This is a genomic window from Ekhidna sp., from assembly GCF_965228795.1.
GTDB lineage: Bacteria > Bacteroidota > Bacteroidia > Cytophagales > Cyclobacteriaceae > Ekhidna.
On sequence record NZ_OZ245839.1, the window covers coordinates 3,260,169 to 3,279,043 of the forward strand.

Genomic DNA, 18,875 nt, shown 5'->3' on the forward strand with positions numbered 1-18,875 from the left:
CATGAAAAAGCTTTCCTTCATTCTACTTTTCATTTCATTTCACCTATTCTCTCAAGAGATTGAACACATCGATCCTCCCTTCTGGTGGACAGAGATGCCTACCAAAGAACTCCAAATCATGCTTCATGGTGAAAATATTGGGGCCCACGATCCCGTCATTGATTATGAAGGCGTAGTGCTTAAATCGGTGAGTAAACTACCCAATACAAACTACCTGGTATTAAACCTTACGATAGATGAGAGTGTAGCGCCAGGCTCCTTTCAAATCGAACTCAAAGAAGGAAAGAAAACGAGAAAACAAATCACTTATGAATTAAAGGCTAGAACCAATGATACAAACAGAAATCTTGGGTTTGATGCCAGTGACGTCATCTACCTTTTAATGCCTGATAGATTCGCTAACGGTGATCCATCGAATGATACCGTGAAAGGCATGCTGGAGGCAGCAGATCGAAGCAATCCAAATGGCAGACATGGCGGAGATATCAAAGGGGTTTCAGATAATCTTGACTATATCAAAGACCTGGGAATGACGGCTGTTTGGCTCACTCCTACTTTCGAAAATGACATGATGCCATCTTATGGGGCTTATCATGGCTATGCTGCTACAGACTTGTACAAAGTGGATCGTCGGTTTGGATCGAATGAGGAGTTTAAGTCTTTTGTAGAAAAGTGTCACAGCATGGACATGAAAGTGATCATGGACATGATCCACAACCATGTGGGCGATCAACATTGGTGGATGAAGGATCTACCATCTGATGACTGGTTTCATGATAGAGAAGAATATGGCACCACTAATTTCAGAGGTGAAGTACAGTCTGATCCCTATGCTTCCCAATACGATTTGGACAAGCTGCAGAAAGGCTGGTTTGTAGCCGAAATGCCAGACCTCAATCAACGTAACCCCATCCTTGCTAAATACCTCATTCAAAACTCTATCTGGTGGATTGAATATTCCGGCGTGGATGGCATTCGAATGGATACGTATGTGTATCCCTATAAGGACTACCTGGCGGATTGGGTATCAGAGGTAATGACCTCCTACCCCAACTTCAACATTGTAGGTGAAGCCTGGGTAGAAAAGGTCGGTCATGAAGCATACTGGCAAGAAGATAAGGAAGGAGAAAATGATGGTTATGATTCGAAGTTACCAAGTGTGACTGATTTTCAAATCATGTTTGCTCTGGATCAGGCGTTAACTGAAGATTTTGGATGGAAGAATGGCTTGTCTAAGCTTTATTATGCGATTTCTCAGGATCGGTTGTATTCAGGTCCGATGAAAAATGTGGTTTTCATCGACAACCATGATACGGAGAGATTTTTCACTAAAATGGGCGAAGATCCTGATCTTTTTAAAATGGGATATGCCTACCTGATGACAATCCGTGGTATCCCGCAAGTCTATTATGGCATAGAGTTGATGCTGGCCAATGATCCTGTAAACGGAGACGGAAGAAAACGTGCCGATATGATTGGTGGCTGGCCGGAGGATAAGCGATCAGTATTTACACAAGAAGGAAGGACTAGACAAGAAAACGAAGCATTTGAATATGTGAAACGACTCACCAATTGGAGAAAATCTTCGGCGGTCATTCACAATGGTAAATTGACTCATTTCATTCCGGAGAACAATACGTATGTGTATTTCCGTCATACCGAAGATGAAGCCGTTATGGTAGTGATGAATCGAAATGAAAATGAAGTGGAAATGAATCGGGATCGTTTTGCTGAAATCTTAGATGGCTATTCTAAAGGAGTAAATGTGCTGGATAATTCAACAATCGATGTGACTTCCAACTTTAAAGTTGGTCCAAAGCAGACCGCTATTTTTGAATTGAAGAGGTAGCTTGTTAATACTTGGTAAAACAGTAGCGGAAATTGATTCAACTCAACTATCAATCACCAACTTATACCCTACCCCTCGGATATTCACAATTTTAATAGTGGGATCCGCTTGAAGTTTATTGCGAAGCTTAGAGATGTACACATCCAGGGTTCTTCCGATATAGTTTCCTTCATCTCCCCACACCTGATTAAGAATCGTCTCTCGCTTTACTGGCGCATTCACTGATGAGTATAACAGTTGAAGCAGATCTGCTTCCTTACCGGTTAATTCTGTTTTTTGTTCCTTCAAAATCAAGACTGCATTCCTTAAATCAAATCGGTATTTTCCTAACTCAATGAGATGATCCGCTTTAGATGATTTCTTTAGATTCACAAATCCAATAATTCCTATTCCAAATAGGATAATTACTCCAATACTAACAGGGAGCAATAAATCATTATCCGCTTTTGATTCGACTTCACTTGTGAGTTTGGTAGGTGATTCTGAACGATCTAAAAATGTAAAGACCAAGCTGTAGCAGCCTCGTTGCATATATCTAACACTACACGCCACCAGATCATTATGCGAAGCACGTTTACTCTTTTCAAAGCTGTATACTATCTGTTTGAAAGTGCATTCTTCTACTTCCACAATGTAACGATCATCTATATTCGATTGGAGCATGACATCACTGATAGTACTAACCAAATCTTCCGGAATAAATCCAAACTCGGATTCAAATTCAATTCGGTACTGATTTCCGTATTTGACAATAGGCATGACGCGTGAAGTGCTGTCACCTGCATTCAGTAGTACTTTGTGTCCAACCATCCGAAGAGATACTTCAATGTGTTTTTCAGCAAATACACCTTGACCAATTAACACAAAGGAAGAGAGGTAGATACCCACACAAAAAATAAATCTGAAGCGCATGGTACAAAACTATTTATATCTGATGCAGCCAAAACTGTTTTACAGAAGATTTACATCATTTTACATTTCATTAATGCATGTAAACAGTTAATAAACGTAACATTGATCATCAGTATGAATTAAATGATAAAAAGCATGAAAAAGAGTATCGTAATTAGCTCTATGATTTTGGGAACACTTGGATTGATGGCTATTGGGATCATTAGCAAGCCAAACTATGACGCGAAAGATGAAATTGAATCTTCGACCATTGAAGAAACTGAGGAAGTGGCCAGAAAAATCCGATCATCTACTCCACCAAATTTTTCTTATGATATTGGATCACGGTATTGGGCTACTATCTCTAAAGAAGATTTAAGTACAGCATCATCAATCAATGACATCATTCCGAAAGAAGCCAACTGGGCACCTTACCCCATTCAAAAATTAGACGTCAAACTGATCGCTAATGGTACTGAGTTGATTAAGACAAGTAACAATCTCACCTTAACAGAAGAACAAATTGATCTGCTAAAAACTGCCCAATACTCGGATGATATACAGCTTATTGCCAGCTATGGTGAATCAATGCCGCTTCCAAGTGCTATAAATCAGCAGCAACTCAATTATTTCATCACTGTGGTTCCTGAAAAAGAAGCAGCATATACTGGTGGAAAAGAGGAATTGATTAACTACTTAAAAGAAGAAAGTGCATTAATCATTACCACCATAGAAGGTGATCAGATAGGTGCAGGTAAGCTCATGTTTACGATCAATTCAGATGGAAATCTAACGGATGTCAAGCTCACAGAGACTTCAGGATATCCTTTCATAGATAAGCACATGATTGATCTGTTTGATAGCATTCCGGGTGACTGGACGCCTGCTGAAAATGGTGATGGAAAAAAAGTAGCACAAACATTGATGTTTTCCTTTGGGATGATTGGGTGCTAGCATCTCCTCCCTCTCACATTGGGATAGTTATTTCCTTACCCAAAAATCTTCCACCTCTTCCAAGGACTTTCCTTTGGTCTCTGGAATGTATTTATAGGTAAGCACTACTGTGACCAGAATGAACCCTATGAAGATGAAATAGGGTAATGACTGATTCCAGAAAGGACCCTGATTCGCTTCACTCTCGACGATTACAGGAAAAGACTGTGAAACCACGTAGTTCATTCCCCACTGGGCGGCCACTGCTACCGACATGGCCAAACTTCTGATATTATTGGGGAACATCTCCGAAAGTAAAACCCATACCACCGGGCCCATGGATAGAGCAAAAGAACCAATGAAAACCAGAATGCCGATTAATGAAAGTACTCCTACTTGATCATTCATCAGTGTAATTCCAAGCATTAGAAATCCTACTGTCATACCAAAACACCCCAAGTAAATAAGTGGTTTTCTGCCAAATTTATCCACCGATCCCATGGCAATGAAGGTACAAAGAAGGTTTACTCCGGCAAGCAATAGCTGCTGTTTTAAAACATCTTCCTGTCCAAATCCTAGTGCCTTTTCGAAGATGTCCGCTCCATAGTATAGCACCGCATTGATTCCTGTAAGCTGCTGTAGGGCAGATAATGCAGTACCAATCAATACAATTGGAAAAATGCTCTTCTTAAACAGCTCTGAGATACTAGGCTTATTTGTTTTATCTATTGAGAGACATATTTCACTAAACTCTTTCTCGGCCATTGATTCTCCATGCAGTTGAGCAAGGATACGTTTTGCCTCGTCATCTCTCCCCTTAAGAATCAACCATCGCGGACTCTTTGGCACTACAAATAATAAAAAAAGGAATATCAAGCATGGCAGTAGTTCTGACCAGAACATCAATCGCCAACCTTGATTCAGGTTGTATTCAAGATTTCCGGAATTACCTATAGCATAAGTAGACAGAAACACCACGAAAAACCCTACCACAATGGCAAGCTGATAGTAAGTCACCATTTTGCCTCTAATGGCAGCAGGGGAAAGCTCCGCGATGTAAGTAGGTGCATTCATGGAAGCAATTCCAATTCCCAGTCCACCAATTATCCTAAAAAAGACCAGCAATGAAATTGATTGAGGCAAAAATGAAGGCAACCCGGATCCCCAGGCTGAGATGGTAAACAGAACGGCGGATAAAATCAACGAGTTTTTTCGTCCATAGGCTTTGCTAATCAATCCTGAGAATAGGGCTCCAACAAAACAACCCACCAAAGCACTACTCACAACCCATCCTTTCATCACAGCATCTAACTCAAAGTATTTACTGAAGTAAAACTGGGTACCGTTGATTACTCCGGTATCGTACCCAAACAGTAACCCTCCAAGAGAAGAAACCACAGTAATGAGAAGTAGGTTGTGCTTTTTCATAGTTAGTTGATTGTGATTGATTGGGTGGTCAGGTCTCTGGAATTTGAACCCACTGAAATACGGAACTCGCCTAGTTCAAATATGAGTTCTCCCATTTCATTGTAAAATGATAGGTCATCTTTTGATAGCGTGAATTCAACTGTCTTGGTTTCTCCTGCAGCGAACCATACTTTTTCAAAACCTTTCAATTCTTTGATTGGTCTAACCAGTGATGCAGCTACATCTTGTATGTATAGTTGAACAACTTCTTCACCATCCATATCTCCACTATTGGTCACATCTACAGAAATGCCGATCGATTCTTCCTCTTTTGATACGTTGAAGTTTTCGTAATTAAACGTCGTATAGCTTAGACCGTATCCAAATGGAAACAATGCATCATTCGGTCCATCTGTGTAATGCGTCCAAAAAACATTTTCTGCTCGATTAATTGGACGGCCGGTGCTTTTCTGACTGTAATAGAGTGGCTCTTGTCCAGTATGGTACGGAAACGAGACCGGCAGTTTACCTGATGGATTGTAGTCTCCAAACAATATATCAGCGATAGCATTACCGGATTCAGACCCTGCAAACCATGTTTCAAGAATGGCACTGGCATCCGCTTCAATTTCCGGAATAGCGACCGGACGACCGGTCATCAATACAACCACGATGTTATCATTCACTTTCTTAAGTTCATTAAATAAATCTATCTGACTGCCTTTCAATCCCACATCCATTTGGCTTCTGCCTTCTCCTGACTGGTAGCAATCCTCTCCAAGGGCAATCACTACTACCTCACTGCTTTTGGCAAGATTGATGGCTTCTGCAAATCCACTTTTATCTTCATCAACAATTGTTAGCTCTTTCCCAAAGCTTCTATTTCCAACGGTGAGTGTATATCCTTTTGCAAATTCAACACTTGTTTTTTCTGACACTGCACCTTTAATGCCTTCAAGTAGTGAGACGGCAGAGTTTGGAACGGCCTGTGCCCTCCAGCTTCCTAATGGAATATCCCTATCAGCGGCAAGCTGACCGATTACAGCTATCGAAGATACCCCTTTAGAGATTGGAAGAATATCTGATTCATTTTTTAAAAGGACGATTGACTTACGAGCAGCGTCTCTGGCAGCTGCCAAGTTCTCAGCAGAAAGCAGCTCTTCCTTTTCACGCTGAACATCAGAGTACCGATATGGATCATCAAAAAGACCCAGCTTAAACTTTAATCTTAGTATTCTTCTGACTGCATCATCCAGAAGATCCACGCTTACCTCTCCCTGTTCAATTTTCTCTTTCAATCCTTTTTCATACACACGACCCTCCATATCCATATCACTCCCTGCATTCATGGCCATAGCTGCTGCCTGAGCCGTATCTTTTGCATATCCATGAAAAATCATCTCCGGGATAGAGCCCCAGTCTGAAACCATCATCCCGTCGTAATTCCATCGGCCCTTTAGGATATCACGTTGAAGAAATTCATTTCCTGTGGCTGGAATACCATTCAGATCATTAAAACCATTCATAAAGGTTGCTACGCCTGCATCACTGGCAGCTTTAAAAGGTGGTAGAATCACATTGTAAAGGGTCTGCATAGAAACCTCCACGGTGTTGTAATCCCTCCCAGCTTCAGCAAATCCGTAACCTGCAAAATGCTTGGCACATGCAACGATCGTCTTAGGATCTGATAAGTCATCTCCCTGGTATCCTTCAACCCAGGCTTTTGCCATCTCTGATCCAAGATAGGGATCTTCACCAGGGCTCTCCATGATTCTTCCCCATCGTGCATCCCTGCTAATGTCAATCATCGGAGCAAAGGTCCAATGCAGTCCTGCTGCAGAGGCTTCCCTTGCAGCTACATCTGACCCTAATCGTGCCACTTCCGGATCCCAGGATGCTGCCTGAGCAAGTGGTACCGGAAACATGGTCTTATATCCATGAATCACATCGTAAGCGAATAACATGGGAATCCCCAATCTGCTATTTTCAACAGCTAATGCTTGTGTTCTTCTAGTTTCTTCAGCAGTAAGCACGTTCAACATTGCTCCTACCTGGCCATTCATGATTTTTTCAGCTTTCCATTGATTATTCCCTGACACAGGTCCGGTAAACTCCCAGGTGCCATTGTACATAATCGTCTGGCCGATTTTTTCATCTAGTGTCATCAATGCCAGTACACTATCAACCTTTGATTCTATATCATTTGAATTACTTGTTGGCTTTCGCTCTGAACAGGCACTCATTACAAAGGATGCAAAGAGCACCATGTTTATAATCTGTAGTTGTAGTGACTTTTTCATGGTATACTGGTTAAAATTTTGGTTGTTCGTGCTTATCCCATATACCCCAGAATGCTCCGACATCTCCTTCGTCTCCTGTTTTCCAGGATTCATCAAAAGATGAGAAATAGAAAATTTCAATGTCTTCTTGTTTGGACCACAACTGTGTGTTGATGAAGTATTTCATCGCGTTCTCATGTGATGGAATAGCCCCATGGAATACTTGCCCCTGATCCGGCCATCCGGTCTCTGTAATGATGACCCTCTTTCCTTCTCCTGCCATCATGGCTCTTCGAAACATATCCTTCATGTAGAGAAGTGAATACTCCAATGCACAACCTTCCCAATATGGATAGCAATTAGCTAAAATCACATCACATGCCTCAGTAATTCGTGGCTTAAAACCAAACTCGTAGTAAGCATCTACATACCCAACAGGGATGCCAGGAAGTGCTTCTTTTACTTGATAGATAAAGGCAAGCAATTCATCTTCCGTTAAATCCTTTCTATATAAGACCTCATTACCAACGGCGACAATATCTGCATGTCCGGCTTTAGCGACCTCTATCACTCCGGCTATCTCTTTTTGGTTGATCTCATCATCTGTCCCCAACCAGGCACCTACCAGAGTCTTCAATCCATTAGCTTTAGCTATAACAGGAATCAATTCGTTTCCTTCGGTGCATGAAAAAGATCTGATCCATTGAGTATGAGGTTTAATGATGTCTATTCGTCTTTTAATTTGTTCAGCAGTAAGCTGATCACCAGGAGCTTGACCCTCTTGATATGGACTAAAACAAAGTCCATGCATTCCTTCATTTAACAGTTCATTGTACAATTCAGAAAGCTCCTCTTTCGATTTGCCGGAGAGGTCTTGCCCTGCAAGTGATAGTATTTCGTAGCGTGCAGCCATATAGAATTATTTTGAAATAGTCACGTTGATTTTATTTATCGATCCAGTGCGATCAAAAAGCTCTTTTGAGAGTGTTTCATTGAGCATACTTCCTTCAATGCGTTCAATATCACCATTTGATGCCGTCACAATCATCTCTGGAGCATCCCCTTTTTCATAAACAATAAGCACCTGGCAATATGTAAAGGCCAATTGGCCCGCTTCCAGGTTTATTGACTGCTTTTCACCTTTCAGATCGAAATACTCAAAGGTTGATTGCTCAGACAGGTATTCTTCCTGACTTAAAAATCTAGGTTCAAAATGGATCCTTGAATTCACGACAGACACACCCAGCTCTGCCCATCTATTCAAGACATCTTCTTTCACCTGACCGGTCATACCCGGCTGCTGTGCTCCCCTCCCTCCAGGAGTATGTGAATACGGATCTGTCGGAATCGAACCATACAATTCCGGATCTTTATTTATACCAATACCAGCTCTGATCTCATAGTAATGGTCGATCATTCGGCCCATTTCAGCAGTATCTTTATGTTTATTCCAGTACCAGTTTATGTTCTCCTGAACGGCCAATAGAAGCTTAGATACCATGTGCCAATAGATACTTCCAAGTCCTTCGTATCCATAGAATGTACCCGATCGTCCGGTAAATGCCTTATGATTAAATACTTTTTCAAATACTTCAAGAAACTGTTCGTACTCTTCCTCTACAAGCTCTTGATACCTGGTCTTCTTTAACTTATTTAATGCTTCCTTGAGGCTGTTTGCATTATTAAATGACCCGTTGAAATGATAATTGCCTTTAACATCGGAAAAAATAATGGATCTATCACCCTCTTCAAGAAGTTGTTGAGCAAGTTTTGATGACTTTATGAAATCATCAGGAACGATATTTTTCTCTAAAAACTTAGGAAGTGTCCTATTTGGATACAGCATATAACTGTATTGATCTTCCCTGAAAATATCACTTGCTTTTAGCGCATCTAATACTTCCAGTGCTTCACGATGATCCAGTAGCCCGGCTGATAATACGGCCACCTGACCTTCCAACATCTCATATAGATAATCGATAGACGCTTGGCCTTCTTTTATCGTGAGTAAGTTGTATGCATGATACAGTCCATCCTCCCGCTTATTGGCCCTTATGGAATGATCTATATGAGCTACAGTGATTTGAAAGAAGGACCGAATCTCATTCGCAGACAATGTAACAGACTGCTTAGCCAAGCCATTGTATGCACTTTTTCGGTATGCCTCTCCAAGTCTTCCGAGTTTATCAATCATCTGCATTCGATCTTCATTGGAAATGGATTGATCTAACAAATGCTTGTTCGCTACCAATGCTTCATTAATCCCACTGAAAAAATCATAAATGGATTGATTCACTTCGAATTTTCCTTCGCCCACATAAAGATTGATCATAGCAGACGCAAAGCGCCGCATGTAGCATAGAGTAACCATGCTGACACCATTACCTACTAGGGCATTATTAGCATCATTCCACTCTGGTCTTTGTGTATTGAGCCATATCCCTCCTTCCGGAACATAGTTGGACATCTTTGTGAGAAATGTGACAAGTAGCTTTTCAGTCAAGTTGGCCTTGAGAAGCTCATCGTTTCTATGAACCAGTTTACCATCGGATCCAATTTCTTCAACTCTCTCTTCAGATTTTGCCTCAGCCTCGTGATCATAGTCGATGGTATTTTGAGGGTCACTTACAATATCATCGAACCCTTTGATTCGATAAGGCACATCCGCGTAAACAAACTGCTTATTTGATAATAGTCTAACTAAATCTTCCGATTGATGAGAAATGGCAATTTCAAGGAGCTTTTGTAAATAAATAATCTGATGATCTCCCCAATAGCCAATATATGACCATGGATTATCAGGTTCAATTGTCTCCCAATCTATTCCCTCCTTAGTTATTCGATAAGGGTTGTACCCATCAATTGTTGAGGCGTTGACAAACTTGGTGATCATGGACAAGGTGTAGCCTGGAAATGAAACGGCTAAAGCCTCCCAGTTTTGAAAAATATCGCGCCAGTTGCCTTCATACTCCCTTAATTTATTTCCGTCTTCATCTTTAGTAGCAATAGTAAATTTGTTCCACGGTCGACTCGGGTCTCCATGCCTGCGACTGAATGTAAGTGGTAAGTACTCTTTGCAAATTCTTAAAAGATCGCTATCTCCTGATTTTTCTGCCTCAAGCAGCAAATGATGATAGTTGAAGACAGGTGATAGCGCTTCTAGAAAACCTTTATTTGAATGAAAGACCTTCTTATTGACGATTTTAACAAACCGATTAAAATCACTCTTCTCAACATTATAGTCTTCATCAAAAATCCCTCCTCGCATAATGTTAAAAAGGACATTGGAATAATGACGAGCCACGCTAAGTGTATCATTGGTCAACTGAAGCCCATCCGCTTTGCCTACTAGTTGCAGCAGCTTGGCTCTGTTTCGCTTACGATCCGCAACTACTGCTTCAGACATACTCTTTTCATCACCTAGCTGATGTATGAGTCGGAAAACATCCGAATGATCCTGATTTACCTCGGCTATGATCATCCAACTATGGTCGGAATTGGGATTTAGTGAAACGGACGTATTAATAAAGTATGCACCTCTTTCGGCACGTACATCCACTTCATTTGTCAGCTCCTCTCCTCTTCTAAACTTATCCAATTGTAAACTGGACAATAGCACACGGTCTCTTGAAAGTCCGGTACTCCAGACAGTGGTTGTTTTTAGGGCTTCACTTGGCTCTGCTTTATCTACAATGATGGCGCTCAGCATGAACAACCCCAGACCAGTTTCTTCATGTAGTTCATTCTTTTTATACGCATTGACCAGGTTACTTGCACTGGCCTGTAGAGCTGAACTCACTCCGTAGGGAAGGATATTTTGAATACCATCTAAGACCTCCACTACCTGCTCTTCATAGCTCCAGTTTATTAGCTTTGACTTTTTAACAAATCCAAACTTTTCAGAGAAAGACCAGGAGTACTGAAAGGTTAATTGTAAGTCTTTGTTTACTTCCTCAAAAATGAGTTTACTACCAGTTCTGTTTTTATAAAGATTACGTTGTTTATTGTATACGCCTTCATATCTATTTGAGAAAGGCTCCCATAGTAGCTGTTTGTCATGTCTTTCAACCCTTAAAATTGTTTTGCTCCCTGTCGCTTCAAAAGCATCACGAATACGGTCATCAGTGTAGTAAGGGAAAAGTGCAGATTCCGAGTTCTTTCTACCTGCAGTCAGTCCACCTGTAGTGGATATAAATAGCCAGTGATCTGAATGGCTAACCAGGCTCAGAAAAAATGGTCTCATCTGATCATAATTCTCTATTTTATAAAACTCCGATTCTCCAATACGCACAAATTCACCAACTATATCTGAGGTTGATTTAGCAAATGCCAATTCTTTTATAAAAACTGAGGGTTGTTCCATTAGCTGATATTAGGATTTCTATTTGTTAATTAAAATTGTTTGTAAAGCCTTATCCTGAATATTGATACTTGTTGATTCATCATTCAAAAAGATGGTAAATCCTTTTTCCGATTCACTCATGTTAAGAATTACCACTGCTATAGATCCGTCAGGATTTTTCACGGCTGTTGCCATCAGTTCATCATCTGTAATCTCTAAGCCGATTCTCTTTGCACCTGGTCTTATGTGCCTGCTAAAATGTTTCATCACATAGTAAAGCGGCGTGAAATAAATTTCATCCTGATCAGGATCAACAATGACAGGTGCAACACACCAGTTCTTGAACCAGTTTGGTCCTCCCTGCCGATTCAGAACCATATTCCAATCAATCCAACCATCAACCCAATTATTGAAGCAACCAATCATATCTCTGGCATAGCGATAAACCGGAACGTATTTGGGGTGATCCTCCTTTTGATCTTCAGGAGCCCAATCCCAGCCCCAATCGGTAGCTTCCTTAGACCAGTACCAGTCGTCATCTTTCCACTTTGGCACTTCTGCATCCACACATCCCTCAGTCTCTATTAAGTACTTATCAGGTGCCATTTGATGCACTTTTTGGAGTGTTTCACCGTACCATTTGAAGGTACTTGCATACCAATGAACTGCTGTGCCATCAAAGTATCTGGAAGAAGCCTCATTTTCATACATTTTTTCAGCCCAGTCGATGAGTTCTTCTCCTCTATTTTGGTCGTACCCGAATATTTTTGTTTCATGACCATCTTTTTCCAGCTGAGGTCCAAGATGATTCTGTACGAAATCCACCATTTCTTCAGGTGTATAATGCATACTTTCCCAATTGCTACCATTTCCAAGTGGCTCATTCTCGAATGTGACACCCCAGATATCAATGCCTTCTTCATTATAAGCTTCAATGTACATTGAAAAATAACTGGCCCAGGTTGGATAGTGCTCTTCCAGTAGCTTACCACCCACCCAACTGTTGTTGTCTTTCATCCAGGGGGGTGCGGTCCACGGTGATGAAATGATCTTGAATCCATCTGTAGAAATGGACTGAGCATCTTTTATCATCGGAATGATATCATCGCGATCCTCATCTATGGAAAACGTCCTTAATGAAGTATCTCCCTCTTCCACATAGGCATAATTGCTTAAAGAAAAATCACATGAATTGATATGAGTTCGTGTAAGCGAATACTTTGCCCCTTCATCTCCGAAATAGGCATCTAATATTTTTTGTCTGTTTTCCTGACTTAATTGATTCAAAAGGTAAGCGGAAGACTCTGTGAAGGATCCACCAATTCCGGTAATCACTTGAAACGATTCTTCAGGATTTATCACAATGCTTGAACTTGGATTCACAGCCTCATACTGTTCCAACTTCGTATGCTTATTTCCACTAGCAGACGTTTCAAATACCTCAATTTTCATATCTTTTTCATCGTCCATGCATCCTATAAATAGTGCTACAAATAGGATTGTGAATTTCAAAATATTAGTATTCATCTTACTCTTCCGTTACATAAAAAGGAATATTGGCATGTGCAGCATGTCCATTGCCATCATACACATAAGCAAAGAGTCGGTAGGGTCCCTTCTCCAGTGGGGCTTTAATCTCCACGGAGGACTCCTTAGCACTTTCAATCACACCTAGTTTTTCAGGAACTTCTTCATGATCTCCTCCTTCTTTAGTCTCAGTACTCTCTTTCATAATCACCCACTTGTATGTCAATGAATCGTTATCTAGATCTTTGGTAGTTACACTAGCTATATAATCTTGGCCTGCTACCAGATATATATCTTCATTGGATTTTTTACCATCGAGCAGTACTGATTCCAATTGAGGAGTTCTGTTTTTCGGCCATTCTGCATTCCATATGTAGTGCATGACGTCAATTGCCTCTGTTTCTTCACCCTCTTCTAAAAATAGACCGTACCAGGTAGGAGTTCTTTCTTGTTTTTGGCCCCAGAGAAAAACATAGTTGCCAATGCACTGGTCACCGAATGGTTCAATTGACTGACGATATCCTTTCAGGTAATTCGCCGCTTTTTGTGTACTGTTCTGCTCAATAGGCGCTCCCCAGGTAGTCGATGGCATTTCCCAATGTCCGATTGCACCCCATTCCGTAACCATATAGGGTTTAGTCCAATTGGACTCTTTGATCAAGTCTTGTAAAACGAATAAATCTCCATACACCTGAACACTTAAAAAGTCCAAACTTGAGGCTCTTTCCTTGATGTGTTTTACCACTTCAGGGTTTACAGACGATATTGTGGTGGTAGTAGGATGATTGGGATCCACCTCTTGAATCCATTTTGAAATACGTTCAACCTCATCATAAACACTCGGGTCTGTGTAATTCAGATTGAGCTCATTTCCTATGCACCAGGCCAATAATGCCGGGTGATCTTTATTCTCTAAAACAAATTTTTTAACACGATCAAACTGCTCGTTTAAAGCAGATTTGTCCGAATAATCCATCCCTTGACGCTCGGGGTGAATCCAAAAACACATAAATACCGTCATGCCATATTGATGCGCCAGATCAAGGATCTCTGCATCTTCCGCCCATGTTCTGATGGATGTGCCTCCATGAGCAGCAAGTGATGCGATATCCCCACTTAGCCCAGCACCATTAAACTCATAAGGTTGACCACCACGATATAACACATACCCATCATTTTCTTTTTTTATCTCTACTTTCACAGGACCTGCATTTACCAAATCATCATTCGTATTTTGATTGCAAGCAATCATCATGAATAGTAAAAAAAATGGAACGATATGTTTGCTCACTCGCATATTACTCGCTTTCAATTATCTCTAAAGTCTGGGGTGGTAACACCGTTTTCATTAAAGCTTCCTTGTCTCCATTGAAGGATTTAGTGACTGGATATCCATTTCTTGTAATGCCATCGAAGGCACCCTGATCAACCAAATCCCACAAGGCATATTTAGCCTTGCCCTTGAGTGTTATCAATCCAAAATGATTTTCAGACCCCATGGGGTTTCTATCATCTTTCCATGACTCATCAAAAATTTCAAAATAAAAGCAGGTGATGTTTTGCTCTTCGCACCTTTTTAGAATGCCTTCGTAGTATAGCTTTTGTTTGTATTCATCTGCAGCCTTTGAGCCCTTAGGGCCGTACCAATCATTAGTTTTACTTGACCAGCCCGTTTCGGTGATATGGATGGGTTTATCCGGAAATCCAATGTTGGTTACATAATTTCTTACTAGCTCGTATTGGCTCATCGCATAGTCAACAGAACGTTGCATAGCAATTTTGCTTTTTTCAACATCTGAAAGTGTATCTGTTTCAGGCTGTAACCAAAAGTGTGGGTTGTAATGCGTATCGTGAAATGGATAAGTATGCATGGCGATGAAATCAACAGCTTTAATAAGCTTTTCAAGATTTCTTTTGTGATAGATTGGATCACCTCCACCCCATGAGGCGAAATTATCTGAGCTGGTAATCCAAAGATCTTTTGGCAGCTTGCCCTCTTTCTTTAATTCCTGAAGCAGGTTCACCCATCTGAGAATAACATTGGGTGCTACATGATAGCCTTGCCAATGCACCATTGCCTCGTTTCCAACTGCAATGATTTTCACAATATCAGGATATTCATTGGTTAGCCTTATTGCTTCATCAATCTCTGACTTAATCCACTTAAGGTTTCCTTGATTATGAACAGCTGTGTCGTCAACGATATCGCATGCCACCCATGCGCCAAGCATCACATACATCTCAAAATCAGCATCTTCATTTTTCTTCTCCCTGATAGCCTGTAACAGATTAGCAACCTGCTCATCTCCCGTGGTATTATATGTACGTAGTATCTTCACTCCCATTGCTGAGAGTATATCCAGGTCTTCCTTCAGGTCAGCAACCGAAGGCACTGAATCCCGGGTCAATTCTCGAAATCCCCCAAAACACATGGCTTGATAATCCGGATTTCCTAATATTTCTGCTGCTGATTTATTCACATTCATTGTCTCCTGTTTTGAGCAACCAATAATTACACATACTGCGATCCAAACTTTGATATAGTTGATGATTCCATTCATTCGCATTATTCATGTATATCACCTCTTCTTGCTATCAATTGTGATTTGATTTCCTCCACGCGATCTTCCGTGAGATCATACCCCCACATCACCCATATAGCAAGCGCAGCTGTAGAGGCGGGAATGATTATGTCTGCGATTCTTAAATTGGTCATGGCATCAGCTGTCTGAGTAGCCGCACCGGACTCAAATCCTACGATTTTAAGTACTAGTCCTGCCAGGATCAAGGCGAGTGCCTGTCCCACTTTGACCATCAGCCAATAAATGGCACCAAACGTCCCTTCTTTGCGAGGCATTCCATTTCTCAATTCATCTAAGTCACACACATCTGCGGTCATACTCATCATGAGCGTAAATAATCCTCCAATACCAAAGGACATCAAAGGGATAGGCATAAAAATGAGCCAAGGATTGGTCGGATCAAACCCCCACCATTTGAGGGTATAGCCAACTATTGAAATGAGTGTGGCAATGATGAATGCATTTCGTTTTCCGAACTTATCAGACATATAAGAAATGATCGGAATCACCAGAAAAGCAGTAGCAACTGCACTCATAGTTGCAAACCAGGCTGGCCATGTACCTGTAAGTCCATAATCACCATTAAACATATGGAAGACTATAATGAAGTAGGCAAATCCTGCTATGAGTTGAAAACCATTAAATACCAAAAAAGTGGCTCCACATAGTCTTAAAAATGGTCCATTATTCGATATCTCTTTGATGCTTTTCCAGAGCTTAGCTAAATTCTTGAAAATGTTGGCAAAATTCAGTTCTGCCCGGTTCTTCATCTCACTTGCGTCAAGACCTTTACAAAACAGGCCTGGTAGAATGCCAAGCAAAATGCAGGCACCACCAACGATGATTGCCATTTTCCTTACACCTTCATCCTGGGTTGCGAAAAGATCAGGGTCTGCAACCAACACCCAAAACCAAGGCACAACCATCCACGCGATTTGTCCCATCGTTTGAGCAAAGGCCATCAGGCGTGTACGCTCATTATAATCGGTGGTCATCTCATAACCTAAGCCAACAAACGGTGTGGCATACATGGTGTTTCCAAGTGTGAAAATCAATGAAAAAATCAAGAAGTACCAGAAATTATAGTCCTGAGAGTTACCAGCATTTAATTGCCAAAGCAAAGCGAAAATCACACCACTCAAAATTGCCCCAATGACGATATATGGTCTTCTTCTGCCCCATTTTGATTTCGTATTATCAGAAATGAAGCCCATAATAGGGTCGGTAACGGCATCAAATAATCGAGGAAGACCACCTAACAAACCAGCCATCAATGGATCCATTCCAAAGGCCGTAACCAAAAAAAACATAAAGATATTGAGTGCCGCAGGCAATAGGTTAAGCACCAGGTTTCCTGTTCCGTAGGCCATCTTTTGCCCGAAGGGTACAATATCTTTAATTGCTATTTCGCTCACAATGGTTTTATTAAATGAATCCTCTTGTTGAGTTCGTATAAATAAATTGCTATTTCCGATTACGCTTAGTAACCGTCGTTCTGTACTAAAACACCGTTAGAAAGATCAATTTCTGTTTGCGGTATTGGAATGAAGCCTCTGGTCGCTGAATTAAACGAATGATCGTAGACTTCATTTGGGCCGGTATAATTCGGGCCGATAACTCCGGAAAGTGTAAGTTCCTGCGCAGCTACCGATTGTCCTCTTCGAAGCAGATCCCAATATCTGATACCTTCACCAGCTAGCTCCATCCTTCTTTCGTTAAACAAGGCCTCATCTGAGTATGTGGGAAGATCCGTTAATCCTACTCTCTGCCTTACTCTGTTGATATAAGAAACATTATTTCCAAGTTCAGCCGCCATCAACAATACATCTGCAAATCTGATTGCCCGATAATTGCTCATATTATGAAGTTCGGGAGTACCTACTGTTCCTCTGTCACTTAATCGCGTGGTGTATTTGGCATTGTAATACCCGGTATGCTGATACGCTCCTGTATTTAGGGTGGTGCCAGTCTCGCTCAATAGATCAGATTCCTGGAAGATGGTGGCAGAAAGTCTTGGGTCTCCTGCCATATCGGCAAATAGTTTAAAAGTTGGAATTGCGAAAGCCCAACCTCTGTAGTAAACGGAAGAATTAGAAATTCTTGGTCCCATCATTTGGGCAGCCAAATTCCCTTCTACGTACTGCTCTGAACCCCAATCACCACCGACCGGAAGACCTGCGTACGAAATTTCAAACACACTCTCTATTCCAAACTCTGTAGATGAGAGAAATAGATCGTCAAAATTAGGCTCTAAATCATGTCCACTACTATTGATTACATCTTCTAACTGAGCCAATACATAGGCATCATCGATAGTTGTACCATCGGCACTCATTCCATTTCCGTATACGCCTTGCTCAAACAAATGCACCCTTCCAAGCAATGCTTTTGCAGCCCATCGGGTAGCACGTCCAATTTCTCCTGATGGAAATGATTCAGGAAGATTATTGATAGCATAAACAAGATCCGCAGCAATGAAATTATATACATCTGCCGGTGGCGACTGAGGAATTTTCACATCATCTGCACTAGTTGGTGTGAAATCTAATAGTACAATATTTTCAAAGAAACGCACTAATTCAAAATTGAAATACGCTCTTAAAAATCGAGCTTCAGCAATTAATTGGCTCCTTTGCTCATCTGTTACATTATCTAACTCTTGAGCCTTTTCTATGGTGAAATTAGCCCGATAAATTCCTGTATAATTTCTCGTCCAAATGGAATGAACAATTTCATTAGCTGTTCCAATTTGGAATCGATTGAATTCATCTTCATCTGCTCCATCTCCTGCGTCCTGTCCCCCGGCATAAGCATCATCAGATAATACTTCTGAAATAACCAGGTAAGGAGACCATGCTAAATCTCTTCCTTTCTGATGTCCCAATACATCGTAAGTTGAGATCAACGACTCTTCCACTCTGTCTGCTGTTACAAAGTAATTACTTGCGAATACTGAACCTTGTGGTTCCACGTCCAAAATATCGCTGCTACATCCAGCGGCGATGAATGCTAGCAGCATTGGAGCTAACATTTTACCTGAAAAAACTTTGAGGATATTCATAATT

Annotated in this window: 12 protein-coding genes; 2 read left to right on the forward strand and 10 right to left on the reverse strand. The window is 41.1% G+C overall.

Annotated features, from left to right (window positions below; all coding sequences use genetic code 11):
- Window position 1 precedes the first annotated feature (1 nt).
- Entirely contained in the window at window positions 2-1,849 is a 1,848-nt protein-coding gene (locus ACQK2H_RS14650; protein ID WP_425392120.1) for a glycoside hydrolase family 13 protein, read from the forward strand.
- Window positions 1,850-1,891: 42 nt separating this feature from the next.
- Here the strand turns inward: ACQK2H_RS14650 and ACQK2H_RS14655 are convergent, their stop codons facing one another.
- Entirely contained in the window at window positions 1,892-2,761 is an 870-nt protein-coding gene (locus ACQK2H_RS14655) for a winged helix-turn-helix domain-containing protein (RefSeq protein WP_425392121.1), read from the reverse strand.
- A gap of 135 nt (window positions 2,762-2,896) precedes the next feature.
- Between ACQK2H_RS14655 and ACQK2H_RS14660 the strand changes: the two genes are divergently transcribed.
- On the forward strand, window positions 2,897-3,694 hold the full coding sequence (locus ACQK2H_RS14660) for an energy transducer TonB (protein ID WP_425392122.1): 798 nt from the start codon (window positions 2,897-2,899) through the stop codon (window positions 3,692-3,694).
- A 27-nt stretch (window positions 3,695-3,721) separates the two neighbouring features.
- On the opposite strand, the gene ACQK2H_RS14665 is transcribed toward ACQK2H_RS14660, so the two are convergent.
- The 9 genes from ACQK2H_RS14665 to ACQK2H_RS14705 form a co-directional block, all read right to left on the reverse strand.
- On the reverse strand, window positions 3,722-5,101 hold the full coding sequence (locus tag ACQK2H_RS14665) for a sugar porter family MFS transporter (protein WP_425392123.1): 1,380 nt from the start codon (window positions 5,099-5,101) through the stop codon (window positions 3,722-3,724).
- A 2-nt stretch (window positions 5,102-5,103) separates the two neighbouring features.
- A complete protein-coding gene (gene bglX / locus ACQK2H_RS14670; protein ID WP_425392124.1) occupies window positions 5,104-7,380 on the reverse strand; it encodes a beta-glucosidase BglX in 2,277 nt (758 codons plus the stop codon).
- Window positions 7,381-7,390: 10 nt separating this feature from the next.
- The gene (locus tag ACQK2H_RS14675) at window positions 7,391-8,272 is read right to left on the reverse strand and encodes a glycosyl hydrolase family 17 protein (protein WP_425392125.1); all 882 of its coding nucleotides are present in this window, start codon (window positions 8,270-8,272) and stop codon (window positions 7,391-7,393) included.
- Between the two features lie 6 nt (window positions 8,273-8,278).
- Complete coding sequence (locus tag ACQK2H_RS14680; protein WP_425392126.1) at window positions 8,279-11,722, reverse strand: hypothetical protein; 3,444 nt, start codon at window positions 11,720-11,722, stop codon at window positions 8,279-8,281.
- Between the two features lie 18 nt (window positions 11,723-11,740).
- Window positions 11,741-13,213: a glycoside hydrolase family 30 protein gene (locus ACQK2H_RS14685; protein WP_425392127.1), complete on the reverse strand. Its 1,473-nt coding sequence runs from the start codon at window positions 13,211-13,213 to the stop codon at window positions 11,741-11,743.
- Between the two features lie 16 nt (window positions 13,214-13,229).
- Entirely contained in the window at window positions 13,230-14,540 is a 1,311-nt protein-coding gene (locus tag ACQK2H_RS14690) for a glycoside hydrolase family 2 TIM barrel-domain containing protein (RefSeq protein ID WP_425392128.1), read from the reverse strand.
- Entirely contained in the window at window positions 14,527-15,789 is a 1,263-nt protein-coding gene (locus ACQK2H_RS14695) for a glycosyl hydrolase family 17 protein (RefSeq protein WP_425392129.1), read from the reverse strand. The genes ACQK2H_RS14690 and ACQK2H_RS14695 overlap by 14 nt, the downstream gene beginning before the upstream one ends.
- Before the next feature lie 5 nt (window positions 15,790-15,794).
- Window positions 15,795-17,225, reverse strand: coding sequence for an MFS transporter (locus ACQK2H_RS14700; RefSeq protein WP_425392130.1), 1,431 nt, complete (start codon window positions 17,223-17,225; stop codon window positions 15,795-15,797).
- Between the two features lie 65 nt (window positions 17,226-17,290).
- The gene (locus ACQK2H_RS14705; protein ID WP_425392131.1) at window positions 17,291-18,871 is read right to left on the reverse strand and encodes a RagB/SusD family nutrient uptake outer membrane protein; all 1,581 of its coding nucleotides are present in this window, start codon (window positions 18,869-18,871) and stop codon (window positions 17,291-17,293) included.
- Window positions 18,872-18,875 lie beyond the last annotated feature (4 nt).